Here is a 14,642-nt window from a genome sequence, read left to right on the forward strand (position 1 = left end):
GCTCGCGCCCCCGTCACTTGAGCCTGCTGGAGGCGAGGATGGACACCAGGTGGAGCAGCGTCTGGAGGAGCGCGATACCGGCCATCACCGCGACGCCGAGCCGCGAGAAGAACAGATCGCCCCGGGCCGCGTCCACGATCGCCAGGACCAGGATCACCAGCGACGCCTCGATGCCGAGGATCAGCCGGTGGAACTTGAGCGCGGCGGCGGCCTTGCGGGCCAGCGCCATGCCGGACGAGCGCGGCTCGGACGCCGCTTCCTTGACCGGCGGCAGTCCGCCCTGGTGGCGGGCGACGCCGACCAGGTCGGTCTCGGCCTTGATCAGGATCGCGCCGAGGGCGGCCAGGGTGCCCAGGAAGGCCCACAGCCAGTCGATCCGTCCGGAGCCCCACAGGTCGGCGGCGCGCAGCCCGAAGCCGACGAGTACGGCGGCGTCGGTGAGGTAGGCCCCGACCCGGTCCAGGTACACCCCGCCGAGCGAGAACTGCTTCTTCCAGCGGGCCACCTCGCCGTCGACACAGTCGAGCAGCAGGTAGAGCTGGACCATCAGCACCCCGAGGACGGCCCCCAGATCCCGGGCACCAGCAGGGCCGGGGCCGCGAGGACGCCGAAGAGGGTCATCACATAGGTCAGCTGGTTCGGCGTGATCCTGGTGTTCACCAGGTACCGGTCGCAGCGCAGCGAGATCTCCCGCATGTACAGGCGACCGGCCCAGTGCTCACCGCTGCGCCGGTCCTTGACACCCGCGGGGTGCACGACCGGGCGGAGTTCAGCTACGGACGGCTTGTGCATAGTCGGCGTATGCGTCCCTGATCTGGTCGGTGGACAGGTCGAGGTGTTCGAGGATCGTGTAGCGGCCGGGGCGGGTCCGCGGCGCGTAGGCGACGGCCTCGACGAACTCTTCGTCGCTGAAGCCGATCTCGCCGGGCGTCACCGGCAGGCCGTGCCGCCGCAGCACCTCGATCATCAGCCCGCAGGTCTCCTGGTCCCCGCGCAGGTGCGTGGCGAAGGCGGCGCCGAGGCCGCACTGCTCGCCGTGGCTCGCCGCCCGCTTGGGGAAGAGAAGGTCGAAGGCGTGGTTGATCTCGTGGCAGGCGCCGGAGGCCGGGCGGCTGTCGCCGGCCACGGACATCGAGATGCCGGTCAGGACCAGGCCCTCGGCCAGCACCTGGAGGAAGCCGTCGTCGCCGACGCCGCCGGGGTGGCGCAGCACGGCCTGGCCGGCCTGGCGTGCCATGGCGGCGGCCAGTCCGTCGATGTCCTCGCCGGTCTCGCGGTGCGACAGCTCCCAGTCCGCGACGGCGGAGATGTTGGAGATGGCGTCGCCGATGCCGGACCGGACGAAGCGGACCGGGGCCTCGCGGATGACGTCGAGGTCGATCACCACGGCGATCGGGTTGGGCACGCCGTACGAACCGCGGCCCGCGTCGTTGTCCAGGGTGGCCACCGGCGAGCACAGGCCGTCGTGCGACAGGTTCGTCGCGACGGCGACCAGCGGCAGGCCGATCCGGGCCGCCGCGTACTTCGCACAGTCGATGATCTTGCCGCCGCCGAGGCCCACGACCGCGTCGTAGTGGCCCTTCTTCATGGCGTCGCCGAGCTTGATCGCTTCGTCCAGCGTGCCGCCGCCGACCTCGTACCAGTCGGCGCCGGGCAGCGCGGGGGCCAGCCGCTCCCGCAGCCGGGCGCCCGAGCCGCCGCTGATCGCGACGGCGAGCTTCCCGGACGCGGAGATGCGCTGATCGGCCAGCAGGCCCGCCAGGTCGTCCAGTGCGCCGGCGCTGATGTCGACGACGACCGGGGACGGAATGAGGCGGGTCAGTACCGGCATGCGATCTCACGGCCCTTCGCGAGGTCGTCGTGGTTGTCGATCTCGACCCACGCGACCTCGCCGATCGGTGCCACGTCGATCTTGAAGCCGCGGTTGACCAGCTCCTGGTAGCCGTCCTCGTAGTACAGGTCGGGGTCGCGCTCGAAGGTGGTCTTCAGCGCGTCCGCGAGTTCCTCGGCGGCCGAGCCCTCGATGAGGGTCACGCCGATGTACTCACCGGTGGCCTCGGCGGGGTCCATCAGCTTCGTGATCTTCCGGGCGCCCTTGTCGGGGTCGACGACGACCTTCATCTCCTCGTCGGCGAGCTGCTTGACCGTGTCCAGCGCCATGATGATCTTCCGGCCTTCGCCACGGGCGGCGAGCAGCGTCCGCTCGACGGAGACCGGGTGCACGGTGTCACCGTTGGCGAGGATCACGTCGTGCTTGATCGCGTCCCGGCCGCACCACAGGGAGTAGGCGTTGTTCCACTCCTCGGCCTTGTCGTTGTCGATCAGCGTGAGCTTGAGGCCGTACTTCGCCTCCAGCGCCGCCTTGCGCTCGTACACGGCCTCCTTGCGGTAGCCGACGATGATCGCGACCTCGGTCAGGCCGATCTCGGCGAAGTTGCCGAGCGTCAGGTCCAGGATGGTCGTGGACCCTTCTCCCGCGGGGTCCACCGGCACCAGTGCCTTGGGCAGGGTGTCGGTGTAGGGACGCAGACGCCGTCCGGCGCCGGCGGCCAGCACGAGGCCGATCATGCGGGTTCTCCTTCATCGTGTACGGCGGGTGCTCCGGAGGACACCCAGAAGCGGATGCTCTCCACGAGCACCAGCAGCGCCAAAACCAGTGCCAGGACCGTCAGCGCGATTGTGAAACCTGAGCCGTGCAGCAGAGCCGCCAGGAGGACGACGAGCAGTGTGCGCCCCTCGTGCCCGCCGGCCGCCCGCACCAGCCAACGCGGCGGGGCCCCCGTGCCGACGCGGATGCGGTAGACGGTGTCGTAGTGATGGTAGGCGACCGCCGCCACCAGGCCGAACGCCGCGGGCAGCGCCTGGTCGGCGTCGGAGCGGGCCGCCACCACCAGGATGGCGACGTATTCGCCCACACGGAACAGCGGCGGCACGAGCCAGTCGAGCGGGCCCTTGAGGGGGCGGGCGACGGCCTGGCCGGAGAAGAGGGCGTAGATGACCGCGACGACCACGGTCGTCCACGTCACCGGCTCGTCCTGGAAGATCACCCAGGTCAGCAGGCAGCCGGCGCCGAGCAAGGCCAGCACGGGGGCGGTGAAGGCACCGCCGGTGCCGCCCCGGGCGAACAGCGCGGCAAGGGGCCCGGAGTCCGCGAGGTCGGCGAGTGCGGCCGCCGCCCGGTCGGTCCGCCGCGCGCGCCGCGTCAGCGAGCGCAGCACCCGGCCCGCCGTGGTGTAGCAGGCGGCCAGGGCGCAGCCGACGAGCAGCGCGTAGAAGACGATGCGCGGGGTGGTGAAGGCGGTCAGTACGGCGATCATGGCCCAGCGCTCGCCGATGGGCAGCACGATCATCCGGCGCACCCAGACCGTCCAGCCGACGCTGTCGAGCCGGTCGGACAGGGCCGCGGTGGGACTGGTGTTGCCGGTGGCGTCGTGGTTCGCCTCGTTGAAGGAGAAGTCGACGACATGCCGGCAGGTCTGGAGGACCATCGCCCCCAGAGCCAGCGCCCACACATCGTCGCCGCCGCGCGCCGCGCCGAGCGCGAGACCCGCGTAGTACGCGTACTCCTTCGCGCGGTCGAAGGTCGCGTCGAGCCAGGCACCCATCGTCGAGTACTGGAGCGAGTAGCGGGCGAGCTGCCCGTCGGCACAGTCCAGGACGAAGGAGAAGATCAGGAGCAGTCCGGCGGCGATGAAGCCGCCGCGGCTGCCGGTGGCCGCGCAGCCCGCCGCGATCACCGCGGTGAGCAGCGACGCCGTGGTGACCTGGTTGGGGGTCAGGCCGCGGCGCGCGCACCAGCGGGCGATGTAGCGGGAGTACGGGCTGATGCAGAAGGTGGTGAAGAACCCGTCGCGGGCCTTGACCGCGGTACGCAGCCGTACGGCCTCGTCGTCGACGGCGGCGACGGCCTCCTCGGCCGTGGCGCGCTCCGCGGGCGTCAGCGGGACGGTGGCGACCAGGCTGCCCAGTTCGACGCGCTGCAACGCGGCGTCCCCGGCCTCCAGGGTCTCGGCGAGCGCGTCCGGCAGGACGTCCACGCGGTAGCGGGTGCCGGGCCCGGCGGGGACCGCGGTGGCGGCGCGCTGGAGCGCGGCGCGTGCCTCGGGCTGCGCGGTGACGGCGCCCGGCACCGCGGCGGCCGGGAAGCGCGGGTCGGTCAGCGCCAGCCGGAGGCTGTGCAGGTGACCCACGAAACGGGGGTCGACCACGGCGACGCGTTCGTCGGCCGGGACCGCGGCGAGCGCGTCGGCCACGGCCGCGGCACCGTCCGCCGTACGGACGTCGAAACCCAGCGAGCGCAGGGCGGCTTCGAGCGGCGACCCGGCGACCGGCGGACCGGTGAGGATGGCGGTCGACAGACGAACTCACTCCTTGAAAGCTGGCGAGGCCGCGCCGGTCGGTCCGCATTCGATACGGACTACCCGGGCAGCAGGCGTGGCACACCTGGGCCCCCAGGGGCGGGTGGGCACGTCGGCAGAGGCTATCGGATCGCCGGATGCGGCCGTTCACCGCGCATTCACCGCACGATCGAGTGACCGCGGGCTGCGCCTGCCGCGATCATCATGGTGGATCAACGCACCCGGGAACAACTGACACCCGGATGCCGTGCCGGATATGGCAGGGCTGGTCCTGTGTGGGGGGATTGTTGGAGGAGGGTGGGGGTGGGCGGAGGCGGGCGACATCCGCGCCGTCCTCGTCCACGAGCTCGATCATGTACGTCGCACCAGCCCCGCCGATCAGGCGGACCGAGCGGCGTTGATTAGAATCGTTCCTCATGTCGAAGCCTGATGAGCTGCTTGTCGATGTCGCGGCCCTGGTGGAGTCCGGGCAGAGCAACCAGATGATTCTGACTGTGGTAGCCGGTGGTGCTGTCATCACGGGGCGGCTGGCTCCCGAAGCCGTCTGGAGGCAACGGGTGTCCGAGGTCCTGACGGACTCGGCCCGTCTCCACGAGTTCTCTGCCGCCTTCACCGCCACGACGTGTGAGGAAAAGGCCCCCACGCATCTGCACTTCCATGTGGCGCGGATTCTGCAGGGCACGGTGGGGATCCCGGAGACAGGCGGGATGTACCGCGTGGCGATCGATGACGTCAGCGCGTGGACCGTGGGCGACTTCAGCTACTCCGACCAGTGAGGTACGACGCCGCGCGCTGACGGACCGCACGGCACTCGGTGAGGGTCCGGCCGGCACCTGCCGGCCGGACCCTCACCGCTGTTCCGGTGGCGGCTCGCGTCTGCCCGCCGGTCAGACGGCGGCAGGGGCGCCGAGCTCCGCGGAAGCCCGCTGGAACGGGGTGAGGCCAACCTTGGGCGCGGCGGCCTGGGGGAGGTCGGAACAGGTGAAGCCGAGCCGAGTCATGGCCCGGACAACTTCACCAACGCTGAAATCGCGGCGGTCCTGGCGCGTGATGACCTGACCGACCTGCTTGACCGGGTAGGTGCGGCGGCCGATGATCACGGACTCACCGATGACCTGTTCGGGCTTGACGCCCTTCATGGATTCCAGGACACCGCTCTTGGTGAGGTCGAACGGGAAGCGGGCGATGACACAGCGCATGATGCCTCACAGGGAGAAGAAGGGGATGATTCCACCGCCGGTGAGGCGGTTCAGTGGGCAAGAGCGAGGACGCCCCGAACGCTGCCCTGGTCTTCGGCGACCCGCACCGCGGCGAGCCGACGGCCCGGCACCGCGTGCTCGGCTTCGGCGACCGTGGCCACGGGTGAGGTGAGCGGCCCACCGCCGAAGATGTCGCGCAGTCGGATCCGGTCGGTGTACGCGGGACTGTGACGGACCGCGGTGAGCTGGGCCCGGGTGACCAGTTGGGTGCGCAGGCCGTCGATGTCGCAGACGACCAGGTGCCCGGTGCGGGCGCCGGCCATGACGGACAGAGCGACTTCGATGGTCATGTCGTCGCAGGCCTGCAGTGCGCCTGCGTCCATGGCGTCTGCCGCGGTCTGGTGTGCGGGAGTGACGTTCGTCGAGCGGGGCTGCATCCGGACCAGCGTCAAAAGGTGCCTCCTACAGTGATGGGCCAGTTTCCTGATCATGAGGTTCCTAGGCCGCCGCCGCGTCGAAGGAGGTCCGCCGCGTCGACCCGCGCAGGGCAGCCGAGGCAGGGCTGCGCCGGCCCCGTGAGGGTGCGCTGCGCTTGCGTCGCCCGGTCACCGGCGCGGTGATCGTGACGGGGATGCCGGAGGGCGCCTGGGCACCGGTGATCCGGCTCAGCTCTTCTTCGCCGAGATGGATCCGGGTGGTCCGGGGCACGATCCCGGCGGCGGTCATGATACGGCTCATGCCGCGGCGCTGGTCGGGGGTGACGAGGGTGACGACCCTGCCCGACTCGCCGGCCCGCGCGGTGCGGCCGCCGCGGTGGAGGTAGTCCTTGTGGTCGGTCGGCGGGTCGATGTTGACGACCAGATCGAGGTTGTCGACATGGATGCCGCGGGCGGCGACGTTCGTGGCGACGAGCACGGTGACGTGCCCGCTCTTGAACTGGGTCAGGGTCCGGGTGCGCTGGGGCTGGGTCTTGCCGCCGTGCAGTGCGGCTGCCCGTACCCCGCTGTTCAGCAGGTGCGTGGTGAGCTTGTCGACGGCGTGCTTGGTGTCCAGGAACATGATCACCCGGCCGTCGCGGGCCGCGATCTCGGTGGTCGTACGGTTCTTGTCCGCGCCCTGCACGTGCAGTACGTGGTGCTCCATCGTGGTGACCGCACCGGCGGACGGGTCGACGGAGTGGACGACCGGGTCGGTGAGGTAGCGGCGGACCAGAAGGTCGACGTTGCGGTCGAGGGTGGCGGAGAACAGCATCCGCTGGCCTTCGGGGCGGACCTGGTCCAAGAGCGCGGTGACCTGGGGCATGAAGCCCATGTCGGCCATCTGGTCGGCCTCGTCCAGGACGGTGGTCGCGACCTGGTCGAGCCCGCAGTCACCGCGGTCGATGAGGTCCTTGAGCCGGCCCGGCGTGGCGACGACGACTTCGGCGCCGCCCCGCAGCGCGTTGGCCTGCCTGCCGAGCGACACTCCGCCGACGACGGTGGCCAGGCGCAGCTGCACCGAGCGGGCGTAGGGGGCGAGCGCGTCGGTCACCTGCTGGGCCAGCTCACGCGTCGGGACGAGGACCAGGGCCAGCGGCCGGCGGGGCTCGGCGCGCCGGCCGGCGGTGCGGGCCAGCAGGGCCAGGCCGAAGGCGAGGGTCTTGCCGGATCCGGTGCGCCCGCGTCCCAGGGCGTCGCGGCCCGCGAGAGTGTCGGGCAGGGTCGCACCCTGGATCGGGAACGGGACGGTCACACCCTGCGCGGTCAGCGCGGCCAGCAGCTGGGCGGGCATGTCGAGGTCGGCGAACGTCTCGACCGCGGGCAGTGCGGGAGTGACCGTCTTCGGCAGGGCGAACTCGCCCGAGGGCGCGGCGGTCCGCCGACCGTGGCCGCCGATGCGGCGGGGGCGGGAGGTGCGGTCGTTCGTACGTGTGGGGTTCATCGGGGAACCTTCCTTGATACGGCACGTATCAAGGAATTCCCGCAGCGGAAGTACAGCGCGGGGGATCGCAAGAACGGGCCGAAATGTAATGCAACAGCGAAGCTGTCATGCAGTGAATTCGATACAGGTGCAGAAAATTAAATTGGTGACGTCATATGGGCGCGAGATCCCGGACGTCGACAGGTGCGGCCCGGGAAAGGCGTACACCTTCGGAGAAGAGCTGGGGGGCGATTTTTGTCCCACCGGTGGCATCACTGAGGGAAATGCCTGCGGCTGAGGCCCGCACCCCGATGGATGCGGGCCCCGGCTTCGAAGTGTGCGTCAGCGTCGGGCGGGAACGATGTTCTCGGCCGTCGGGCCCTTCTGGCTCGGTGCGATGTCGAACGTGACCCGCTGGCCCTCGAGCAGCTCACGGAAGCCTTCGGCGGCGATGTTCGAGAAGTGGGCGAACACGTCGGCGCCTTCGCCGTCCTGCTCGATGAAGCCGAAACCCTTGGCCGCGTTGAACCACTTCACAGTGCCGGACGCCATGCCATGCCTCCTCGTGGGGCAGTACGCCGGCACCCGCGATCCACGGACACCGGGTCGCCGCGATGATGCCCCGCCCGGAGAGCATCCGGAAATCAAAACGCTTGCCGTAGCTGAACAACGGCGCAAGCGGTGAAGTTTTTGGGAACCACGACTGCAACTGAGATCGACACTAGCACGCGGGAACGGCGCGCGTCCGGCTTCTGACGGCACTGTACTTGCGTCGGCAGAAACACTCCTCACGCGGCACGCCAAACCCTCATCCGGCCGTAATAGATAGCAAGTGACGGCGCACGGTGAATGCGGTGATGGTGAGCGTGCGGAAGACCTCACGGAAACCGATCCGGCAAGGACGTATTCCCAGCGGCAGCGGCAGGCGAAAACCCGCAGGTCAGAGTAGCGACAACGGTGTTCAGCTTCGCGTTGCCACATACCCCCACCCGTAGTTCACTGCTAGAGCCGACGGTTTCGGCCGGGCGGTGTTCAGGCGGCATCTCGGACGGGAGACGTACGGCATGGGCGCAGGGCACGATCACGGATCCGGCCGGCCGGCCGCGGGCGGTGCGGGGGCGGCACGGCGGCCGCGGCGTACCGCGGCCGGCTGCGCGGGGCGCTGGCGCTGACCTCGACCGTGATGGTCGCCGAGATCATCGGCAGTGCGGTCACCGGCTCGCTGGCGCTGCTCGCCGACGCGGGCCACATGGCCACGGACGTGGTGGGCCTGACGATGGCGCTGATCGCGATCCGCTGCGCGAACCGGCCGCCGTCGCCGCAGCGCACCTTCGGTCTCGCCCGCGCCGAGATCCTCGCCGCGGTGGCCAACGCCCTGCTGCTGTTCGGCGTCGGCGGGTACGTGCTGGTCACGGCCGTGCCGCGGTTCTTCGAGCCGGTCGGGATCGAGGGCGGTACGGCGATGGTCGTCGGCGCCGTCGGCCTGGTGGCGAACCTGGTGTCGCTGTCCCTGCTGATGCGCGGGCAGCGCGACAGCCTCAATGTGCGCGGCGCGTTCCTGGAGGTGGCGGCGGACGCGCTGGGGTCGGTGGCGGTCGTCGTGGCGGCCCTGCTGGTCACGGTCACGGGCTGGGCGGCGGCCGACCCGATCGCGTCCGTCGTGATCGGACTGATGATCGTGCCGCGTACCTGGAAGCTCTTCCGCGAGTCCCTGGACGTGCTGCTGGAGTCCGCCCCCAAGGGAGTGGACATGACAGAGGTACGGGCACATCTGCTGGCGCTGCCGGGCGTCGAGGACGTCCACGATCTGCACGCCTGGACGATCACGTCCGGGATGCCGGTGCTCTCGGCCCACGTGGTCGTCGCACCGGACGTGCTGGACACCGCGGGCCAGGAGAGGATGCTGCACGCCCTGCGCGGCTGCCTGAGCGGGCACTTCGACGTCGGGCACTGCACCTTCCAGCTGGAGCCGGGCGGTCTCGCGGTGCACGAGGCGCGACTGTGCCCATGATGCGGGCGCGGCTAGGGCAGACTTGAGCAGCGAGGAGACCGACGACAAGGATGGGCATGCCGATCACACCTGCCAACGGACAGACCGCCGGGACCACGGCGGTGAACCCATCGGAGGGCGCCGCCGAACCGATCTTGCTGGAGCTTGTCGACGAGGACGGCACGACGATCGGCACCGAGGAGAAGCTCGCCGCCCACCAGCCGCCCGGCCTGCTGCACCGGGCGTTCTCGGTCTTCCTCTTCGACGACCGGGGGCGTCTGCTGCTCCAGCGCCGGGCCCTGGGCAAGTACCACTCCCCCGGCGTCTGGTCCAACACCTGCTGCGGCCACCCGTACCCCGGTGAGACGCCGTTCGCCGCGGCGGCCCGGCGCACCGCCGAGGAGCTGGGGGTCGCCCCGGCGCTGCTCGGCGAGGCCGGTACGGTCCGCTACAACCATCCGGACCCGGAGTCCGGCCTGGTCGAGCAGGAGTACAACCACCTGTTCGTGGGGCTGGTGCAGGCCGTGCCGGAGCCGGACCCCGAGGAGGTCGGCGAGATCGCGTTCGTGACGCCTCAGGAGCTGGCCGAGCGGCACGAGCGGGCGCCGTTCTCGGCGTGGTTCATGACCGTGCTGGACGCGGCCCGGCCCGCCGTACGGGAACTCACCGGACCGGCGGCGGGCTGGTAGGCCCGCCCGCCGGCGGGGCGAGCGGCAGTTCGGCCCAGACCGCCTTGCCGCCGCTCGCCGTGTGCTCGACGTCGCACTTGCCGCCCGCCTCGGCCGTGAGCATCTTGACCAGCCACAGGCCGCGCCCGCCGACGTCGCTCTCGTTCGCCTCGACGGCCTTGGGGCGGTACGGGTGGTCGTCCTCCACGGCGACCCGGACCCAGTCGGCGCCGACCGTGACCTCGACGGTGATCTCGGGGGAGAGCAGCGCGGCGTGCTGCACGGCGTTGGTGGCCAGTTCGGAGACGATCAGCAGCAGGGCGTCCAGGGTCTCGCCGGCCGCGGGCGCGCCCTGCCGGGCGAGCAGGTCCCGTACCGCGTGGCGTGCCTGGGGCACCGACGACTCCAGTGTCGGTGCGGTGAAGCGCCAGACACCTTCGTATGCGCGCGCGGCGGTCAGCTCCTCGGGGGTTCGGCCGGGGGCCGGAAGGCGTCCTCACCCTCCGAGTGTTGGTCGTGAGCTGGTCAGGACCGGCCCGCTGAACACAAGTCAGCCTCTATCGACGCCTTCTGACCGAATCCGTAATCGGCGATCAGACCTGCGACCGACCCTGACCTTTTTGTTGCCTGTTCAAGGATTGCCGGAAGAGGCCGGTGGGCGCCCGGTGGCGTCCGGTGCACCCGTCCCCGGGCCGCGCCCGCCCGCCACCATACCGACGATCCGCCGCCCCCCGACGCCCATCGCGATCAGCCCCAGCCCGTCGAAGAGCAGGGCGAGGGAGAAGAAGCAGCCGATCACGTACCGGCTGCTGTGCGGCCAGTCGCCGAGCACCAGCACACCCAGCAGGATGCCGAAGGCCCCTGCACCAGCGTCCAGCCGAACTGCGGCCCCCGCACGACCGCACCGCCGGCCAGCCGGAAGACCCCGCCGGTAAGGAACAGCAGCGCCGCGAACATCGTCAGGCCCGCCGCGGCCACCTCCGGCTGCCGGATGACGACCACCCCCGCGGCGATGTTCAACGCCGCCACGATCACCGCGAGCCAGAAGAAGCTGGTGCCCCGCGACTGGATCGCGTGCAGCAGCCCGACCACGCCGCCGATCAGCAGCAGCCATCCGAAGAGCAGCATCGAGGTGAGCGTCGCGAAACCGACGTACACGAGGCCCACCAGACCGGCGACCACCAGGATCGCACCGAGCACCGCCAGCAGCCCGAAGCTGCGCTTCAGCTCCCCCGCCGCCTGCGTCCCCGGCGGCGGCGCGGCCGCCGAGGTCTTCGAGGATCTGCTTCTGCCGAGCATCACGGTCCCTCCTCACGGACGCCTTTGTCCCGGTATACCTCTTTCGAGGCCGGACGGCAGCGCACGCACGACAGCAGGCCCGGCGGCAGTACACGCACGACAGCAGCCCGACGGCAGCACACACACGACAGCGGGCCCGGTGCTTGTGGAAAGCACCGGGCCTGCTGCGGAAGTAGCGGGGACAGGATTTGAACCTGCGACCTCTGGGTTATGAGCCCAGCGAGCTACCGAGCTGCTCCACCCCGCGTCGTGATGCCCACACTACGGGGCGCCGGGCCGTACGCCAAATCGCCGGGCGCCGCCCCTACCCGACGCGCTCCGTGATCCGCCCGCCCTCGACCTCGATGCGCCGGCCGGTGTCCACCGCCTCCAGCATCCGGCGGTCGTGGGTGACCAACAGCAGCGTGCCCCGGTAGGAGGCGAGCGCGGACTCCAGCTGTTCGATCGCCGGCAGGTCGAGGTGGTTGGTCGGCTCGTCCAGGACCAGCAGGTTGACGCCGCGGCCCTGGAGGAGGGCGAGGGCGGCGCGGGTCCGCTCGCCCGGGGAGAGCGTCGAGGCGGGCCGCAGTACGTGGGCCGCCTTGAGCCCGAACTTGGCGAGCAGGGTCCGTACGTCGGCCGGGGACATCTCCGGTACGGCCGTACGGAAGGCCTCCGCCAGCGGTTCGTCGCCGAGGAAGGCGCCGCGGGCCTGGTCGACCTCGCCGACGACGACGCCGGGGCCCAGCGCGGCGTGTCCGGCGTCCAGCGGCAGCCGGCCCAGCAGGGCGGCGAGGAGGGTGGACTTGCCGGAGCCGTTGGGGCCGGTGACGGCGACCCGGTCGGCCCAGTCGATCTGGAGGTCCACCGGGCCGAAGCGGAAGTCCCCGCGCCGCACCTCGGCACCGCGCAGGGTGGCCACGACCGCGCCCGCGCGGGGCGCGGCGGCGATCTCCATGCGCAGTTCCCACTCCTTGCGCGGCTCCTCGACCACCTCCAGGCGCTCGATCATGCGCTGGGTCTGCTTGGCCTTGGCGGCCTGCTTCTCGGTGGACTCGGCGCGGAACTTGCGGCCGATCTTGTCGTTGTCGGTGGCCTTGCGCCGGGCGTTCTTGACGCCCTTCTCCATCCAGCTGCGCTGGGTGTGGGCGCGCGCTTCGAGGCCCGTCCTGGTGTCCGCGTACTCCTCGTACTCCTCGCGGGCGTGGCGCCGGGCCCGCTCGCGCTCCTCCAGGTACGCGGCGTAGCCACCGCCGTAGGTGTTGACCTGCTGCTGCGCGTGGTCCAGTTCGACGACGCGGCTGACCGTGCGGGTCAGGAACTCGCGGTCGTGGCTGACCAGGACCGTGCCGGCGCGCAGGCCGGTGACGAATTCCTCCAGCCGGGCCAGGCCGTCCAGGTCGAGGTCGTTGGTGGGCTCGTCCAGCAGGAAGACGTCGTAGCGGGAGAGCAGCAGTGAGGCGAGGGAGGCGCGGGCGGCCTGGCCGCCGGACAGGGAGGTCATCGGCTGGTCGAGGCCGACGGCCAGGCCGAGCTGTCCGGCGGTCTCCGCGGCGCGTTCGTCGAGGTCGGCGGCGCCGAGCGAGAGCCAGCGCTCCAGGGCGGTGGCGTACGCGTCGTCGGCGCCCGGCCGTTCCTCGACCAGGGCTTCGGTGGCGGCGTCCAGGGCGGCCTGGGCGGCCGTGACGCCGGTGCGGCGGCCGAGGAAGGCGCGTACGGACTCTCCCCCAGACTCCGTCTGGGAGGTGCCCCCACCGTTCCGGTCCGGCTCCTGCGGGAGGTGGCCGACGGTGGCGGTGGGCGGGCTGAGGGTCAGCCGGCCCTCCTCCGGGGTGTCGAGCCCGGCCAGCAGGCGCAGCAGGGTGGACTTGCCGGCGCCGTTGGCGCCGACCAGGCCGATCACGTCCCCGGGGGCGACGACCAGGTCGAGGCCGGAGAACAGGACGCGCTCGCCGTGGCCGGCGGCGAGGGACTTGGCGACGAGGGTGGCGGCGGTTGCAGACATCAGGCCGCTGATCGTATCGGGCCCGCCGCTGGGCCGTCGCTCTAATATCCGGGGCATGGAACCGGGCATCGTCACCCACGTCAGCGGCGGCACAGCGACCGTCACCCTCAGCCACCCCGCCAAGCGCAACGCCATGACGACGGAGATGTGGCGAGAGCTGCCGCCGCTGCTGGAGCGGCTGGCGGCGGACCGTGCCGTACGGGTGCTGGTGCTGACCGGGGCGGGCGGCACGTTCTGCGCCGGTGCGGACATCGGGTCGCTGCGCGGGTCTGCGGGGGCGGGGAAGGGGCTGGCGACGGCCGCGGAAGAAGCGCTCGCGGCGTTCCCGAAGCCGACGCTGGCGGCGATACGCGGGTACTGCGTGGGCGGCGGCTGCCAGCTGGCGGCCGCGTGCGACCTGCGGTTCGCGGAGGAGGGCGCCCTGTTCGGGGTGACGCCCGCGAAGCTGGGGATCGTCTACCCGGCCTCCGCGACCCGGCGGCTGGTGCGCCTGGTGGGCCCGTCGGCCGCCAAGTTCCTGCTGTTCTCGGGCGAGTTGATCGACTGTGCGCGGGCGCTGCGGACCGGGCTGCTGGACGAGGTGCTGCCCGAGGGTGAGCTGGACAAGCGGGTGGCGGACTTCACCGCCGTACTGGCGAGCCGGTCGCAGCTGACGCAGGCCGCGGCGAAGGAGTTCGCGGACGGGCCCGCCGACGCGGAGCGGGTGGCCCACTGGGAGGCGCAGGCAGGTGAAAGCGGCGACACCGCGGAGGGTGTCGCCGCTTTCCTCGAACGCCGGACGCCGCGTTTCACCTGGACGGCGCGGTGACACGGGCCACGGGGAGACGGGTCATCCCACCTCGCCGTCCGTCGTGAGCGTCAGACGCACGTTCGTGTCGGCCGTGCCGTTGTTGGTGACGCAGGCGGTGTAGCCGCCCGCGCCCGGCCAGCCGGCCCAGGTGTCGCGCAGCTCAGCGCCGTGCGCGGTAACCAGGCCGGGCGAGCCGGTGCCCGGTACGGTCGCGCCCTGGTACTGGAGCGTGAACTTCGCGCCCTGGCCGGTGGCCTTGCCGTCCGCCCGTACCTTGTGCTGGGCGGACTGCTGCACGCACCGCTGCTCCCCCGGGTGCAGCGTGCCGTCGTGGAACCGCGCGGCGGCGGCCGGGCCGTCGGCCGACAGGGCCAGCCCGGCGGCCGCGGCCCCGACGCACACCGTTCCCATGACAGCGGTGATCCTGCGGTTCATCTGCTTTCGCCCCCGAGTCG

General features: G+C 71.4%; 13 protein-coding genes, 1 tRNA gene and 3 pseudogenes. 4 read left to right on the forward strand and 13 right to left on the reverse strand.

What is annotated here, in order from left to right; all coding sequences use genetic code 11:
* Positions 1–13 precede the first annotated feature (13 nt).
* From ACEXOX_RS05675 to ACEXOX_RS05690, 4 genes and pseudogenes are all read right to left on the reverse strand, one after another.
* Positions 14–792, reverse strand: a pseudogene (locus ACEXOX_RS05675) (CDP-alcohol phosphatidyltransferase family protein).
* A complete protein-coding gene (locus tag ACEXOX_RS05680; protein WP_406519350.1) occupies positions 770–1,831 on the reverse strand; it encodes an iron-containing alcohol dehydrogenase family protein in 1,062 nt (353 codons plus the stop codon). Before ACEXOX_RS05680 ends, ACEXOX_RS05675 begins: the two are co-directional and overlap by 23 nt.
* Positions 1,819–2,568 carry a sugar phosphate nucleotidyltransferase gene (locus tag ACEXOX_RS05685; RefSeq protein WP_406519351.1) on the reverse strand — a complete coding sequence of 250 codons (750 nt, stop codon included), beginning with the start codon at positions 2,566–2,568 and terminating at the stop codon, positions 1,819–1,821. Before ACEXOX_RS05685 ends, ACEXOX_RS05680 begins: the two co-directional genes overlap by 13 nt.
* The gene (locus tag ACEXOX_RS05690; protein ID WP_406526242.1) at positions 2,565–4,358 is read right to left on the reverse strand and encodes a DUF5941 domain-containing protein; all 1,794 of its coding nucleotides are present in this window, start codon (positions 4,356–4,358) and stop codon (positions 2,565–2,567) included. The genes ACEXOX_RS05685 and ACEXOX_RS05690 overlap by 4 nt, the downstream gene beginning before the upstream one ends.
* A 416-nt stretch (positions 4,359–4,774) precedes the next feature.
* On the opposite strand from ACEXOX_RS05690, the gene ACEXOX_RS05695 reads away from it, so the two are divergent.
* Entirely contained in the window at positions 4,775–5,134 is a 360-nt protein-coding gene (locus tag ACEXOX_RS05695; protein WP_030023841.1) for a hypothetical protein, read from the forward strand.
* A 111-nt stretch (positions 5,135–5,245) separates the two neighbouring features.
* Here ACEXOX_RS05695 and ACEXOX_RS05700 read toward each other — a convergent pair whose 3' ends face one another.
* The 4 genes from ACEXOX_RS05700 to ACEXOX_RS05715 form a co-directional block, all read right to left on the reverse strand.
* Entirely contained in the window at positions 5,246–5,557 is a 312-nt protein-coding gene (locus ACEXOX_RS05700; protein WP_406519352.1) for an SCO5918 family protein, read from the reverse strand.
* A 50-nt stretch (positions 5,558–5,607) separates the two neighbouring features.
* On the reverse strand, positions 5,608–6,009 hold the full coding sequence (locus ACEXOX_RS05705) for a hypothetical protein (RefSeq protein ID WP_406519353.1): 402 nt from the start codon (positions 6,007–6,009) through the stop codon (positions 5,608–5,610).
* A 46-nt stretch (positions 6,010–6,055) separates the two neighbouring features.
* Complete coding sequence (locus ACEXOX_RS05710) at positions 6,056–7,477, reverse strand: DEAD/DEAH box helicase (protein ID WP_406519354.1); 1,422 nt, start codon at positions 7,475–7,477, stop codon at positions 6,056–6,058.
* A gap of 321 nt (positions 7,478–7,798) precedes the next feature.
* The gene (locus ACEXOX_RS05715; protein WP_406519355.1) at positions 7,799–8,008 is read right to left on the reverse strand and encodes a cold-shock protein; all 210 of its coding nucleotides are present in this window, start codon (positions 8,006–8,008) and stop codon (positions 7,799–7,801) included.
* 512 nt (positions 8,009–8,520) lie between these two features.
* On the opposite strand from ACEXOX_RS05715, the pseudogene ACEXOX_RS05720 reads away from it, so the two are divergent.
* Together ACEXOX_RS05720 and idi are read left to right on the forward strand one after the other, a co-directional pair.
* A pseudogene (locus ACEXOX_RS05720) lies at positions 8,521–9,467 on the forward strand (cation diffusion facilitator family transporter).
* Between the two features lie 56 nt (positions 9,468–9,523).
* A complete protein-coding gene (gene idi, locus ACEXOX_RS05725) occupies positions 9,524–10,135 on the forward strand; it encodes an isopentenyl-diphosphate Delta-isomerase (RefSeq protein ID WP_406519356.1) in 612 nt (203 codons plus the stop codon).
* On the opposite strand, the gene ACEXOX_RS05730 is transcribed toward idi, so the two are convergent.
* From ACEXOX_RS05730 to ACEXOX_RS05745, 4 genes and pseudogenes are all read right to left on the reverse strand, one after another.
* Positions 10,110–10,574, reverse strand: coding sequence for an ATP-binding protein (locus tag ACEXOX_RS05730; RefSeq protein WP_406526243.1), 465 nt, complete (start codon positions 10,572–10,574; stop codon positions 10,110–10,112). The two genes, idi and ACEXOX_RS05730, sit on opposite strands and share 26 nt — an antisense overlap.
* 171 nt (positions 10,575–10,745) lie before the next feature.
* Positions 10,746–11,413 (reverse strand): annotated as a pseudogene (locus tag ACEXOX_RS05735) (HdeD family acid-resistance protein).
* A 173-nt stretch (positions 11,414–11,586) separates the two neighbouring features.
* Positions 11,587–11,660, reverse strand: a tRNA-Met gene (locus tag ACEXOX_RS05740).
* A gap of 57 nt (positions 11,661–11,717) precedes the next feature.
* Positions 11,718–13,397, reverse strand: coding sequence for an ABC-F family ATP-binding cassette domain-containing protein (locus ACEXOX_RS05745; RefSeq protein WP_406519357.1), 1,680 nt, complete (start codon positions 13,395–13,397; stop codon positions 11,718–11,720).
* Between the two features lie 55 nt (positions 13,398–13,452).
* Between ACEXOX_RS05745 and ACEXOX_RS05750 the strand changes: the two genes are divergently transcribed.
* Positions 13,453–14,205 (forward strand): enoyl-CoA hydratase/isomerase family protein, encoded by a 753-nt coding sequence (locus ACEXOX_RS05750; protein WP_406519358.1) that lies wholly within the window; start codon positions 13,453–13,455, stop codon positions 14,203–14,205.
* 21 nt (positions 14,206–14,226) lie between these two features.
* On the opposite strand, the gene ACEXOX_RS05755 is transcribed toward ACEXOX_RS05750, so the two are convergent.
* Positions 14,227–14,622 (reverse strand): hypothetical protein, encoded by a 396-nt coding sequence (locus tag ACEXOX_RS05755; protein WP_406519359.1) that lies wholly within the window; start codon positions 14,620–14,622, stop codon positions 14,227–14,229.
* Between the last annotated feature and the right edge of the window lie 20 nt (positions 14,623–14,642).

Source organism: Streptomyces sp. Ac-502, assembly GCF_045222935.1.
Classification (GTDB): domain Bacteria; phylum Actinomycetota; class Actinomycetes; order Streptomycetales; family Streptomycetaceae; genus Streptomyces; species Streptomyces monomycini.

What these genes read in the sequence shown, in the direction of transcription:
- ACEXOX_RS05685 (WP_406519351.1), bottom strand. Translation starts at nt 2,568, where the DNA reads ATGATCGGCCTCGTGCTGGCCGCCGGCGCCGGACGGCGTCTGCGTCCC.
- ACEXOX_RS05700 (WP_406519352.1), bottom strand. Translation starts at nt 5,557, where the DNA reads ATGCGCTGTGTCATCGCCCGCTTCCCGTTCGACCTCACCAAGAGCGGT.
- ACEXOX_RS05695 (WP_030023841.1), top strand. Translation starts at nt 4,775, where the DNA reads ATGTCGAAGCCTGATGAGCTGCTTGTCGATGTCGCGGCCCTGGTGGAG.
- ACEXOX_RS05680 (WP_406519350.1), bottom strand. Translation starts at nt 1,831, where the DNA reads ATGCCGGTACTGACCCGCCTCATTCCGTCCCCGGTCGTCGTCGACATC.
- ACEXOX_RS05710 (WP_406519354.1), bottom strand. Translation starts at nt 7,477, where the DNA reads ATGAACCCCACACGTACGAACGACCGCACCTCCCGCCCCCGCCGCATC.
- idi (WP_406519356.1), top strand. Translation starts at nt 9,524, where the DNA reads ATGCCGATCACACCTGCCAACGGACAGACCGCCGGGACCACGGCGGTG.
- ACEXOX_RS05750 (WP_406519358.1), top strand. Translation starts at nt 13,453, where the DNA reads ATGGAACCGGGCATCGTCACCCACGTCAGCGGCGGCACAGCGACCGTC.
- ACEXOX_RS05745 (WP_406519357.1), bottom strand. Translation starts at nt 13,397, where the DNA reads ATGTCTGCAACCGCCGCCACCCTCGTCGCCAAGTCCCTCGCCGCCGGC.
- ACEXOX_RS05755 (WP_406519359.1), bottom strand. Translation starts at nt 14,622, where the DNA reads ATGAACCGCAGGATCACCGCTGTCATGGGAACGGTGTGCGTCGGGGCC.
- ACEXOX_RS05715 (WP_406519355.1), bottom strand. Translation starts at nt 8,008, where the DNA reads ATGGCGTCCGGCACTGTGAAGTGGTTCAACGCGGCCAAGGGTTTCGGC.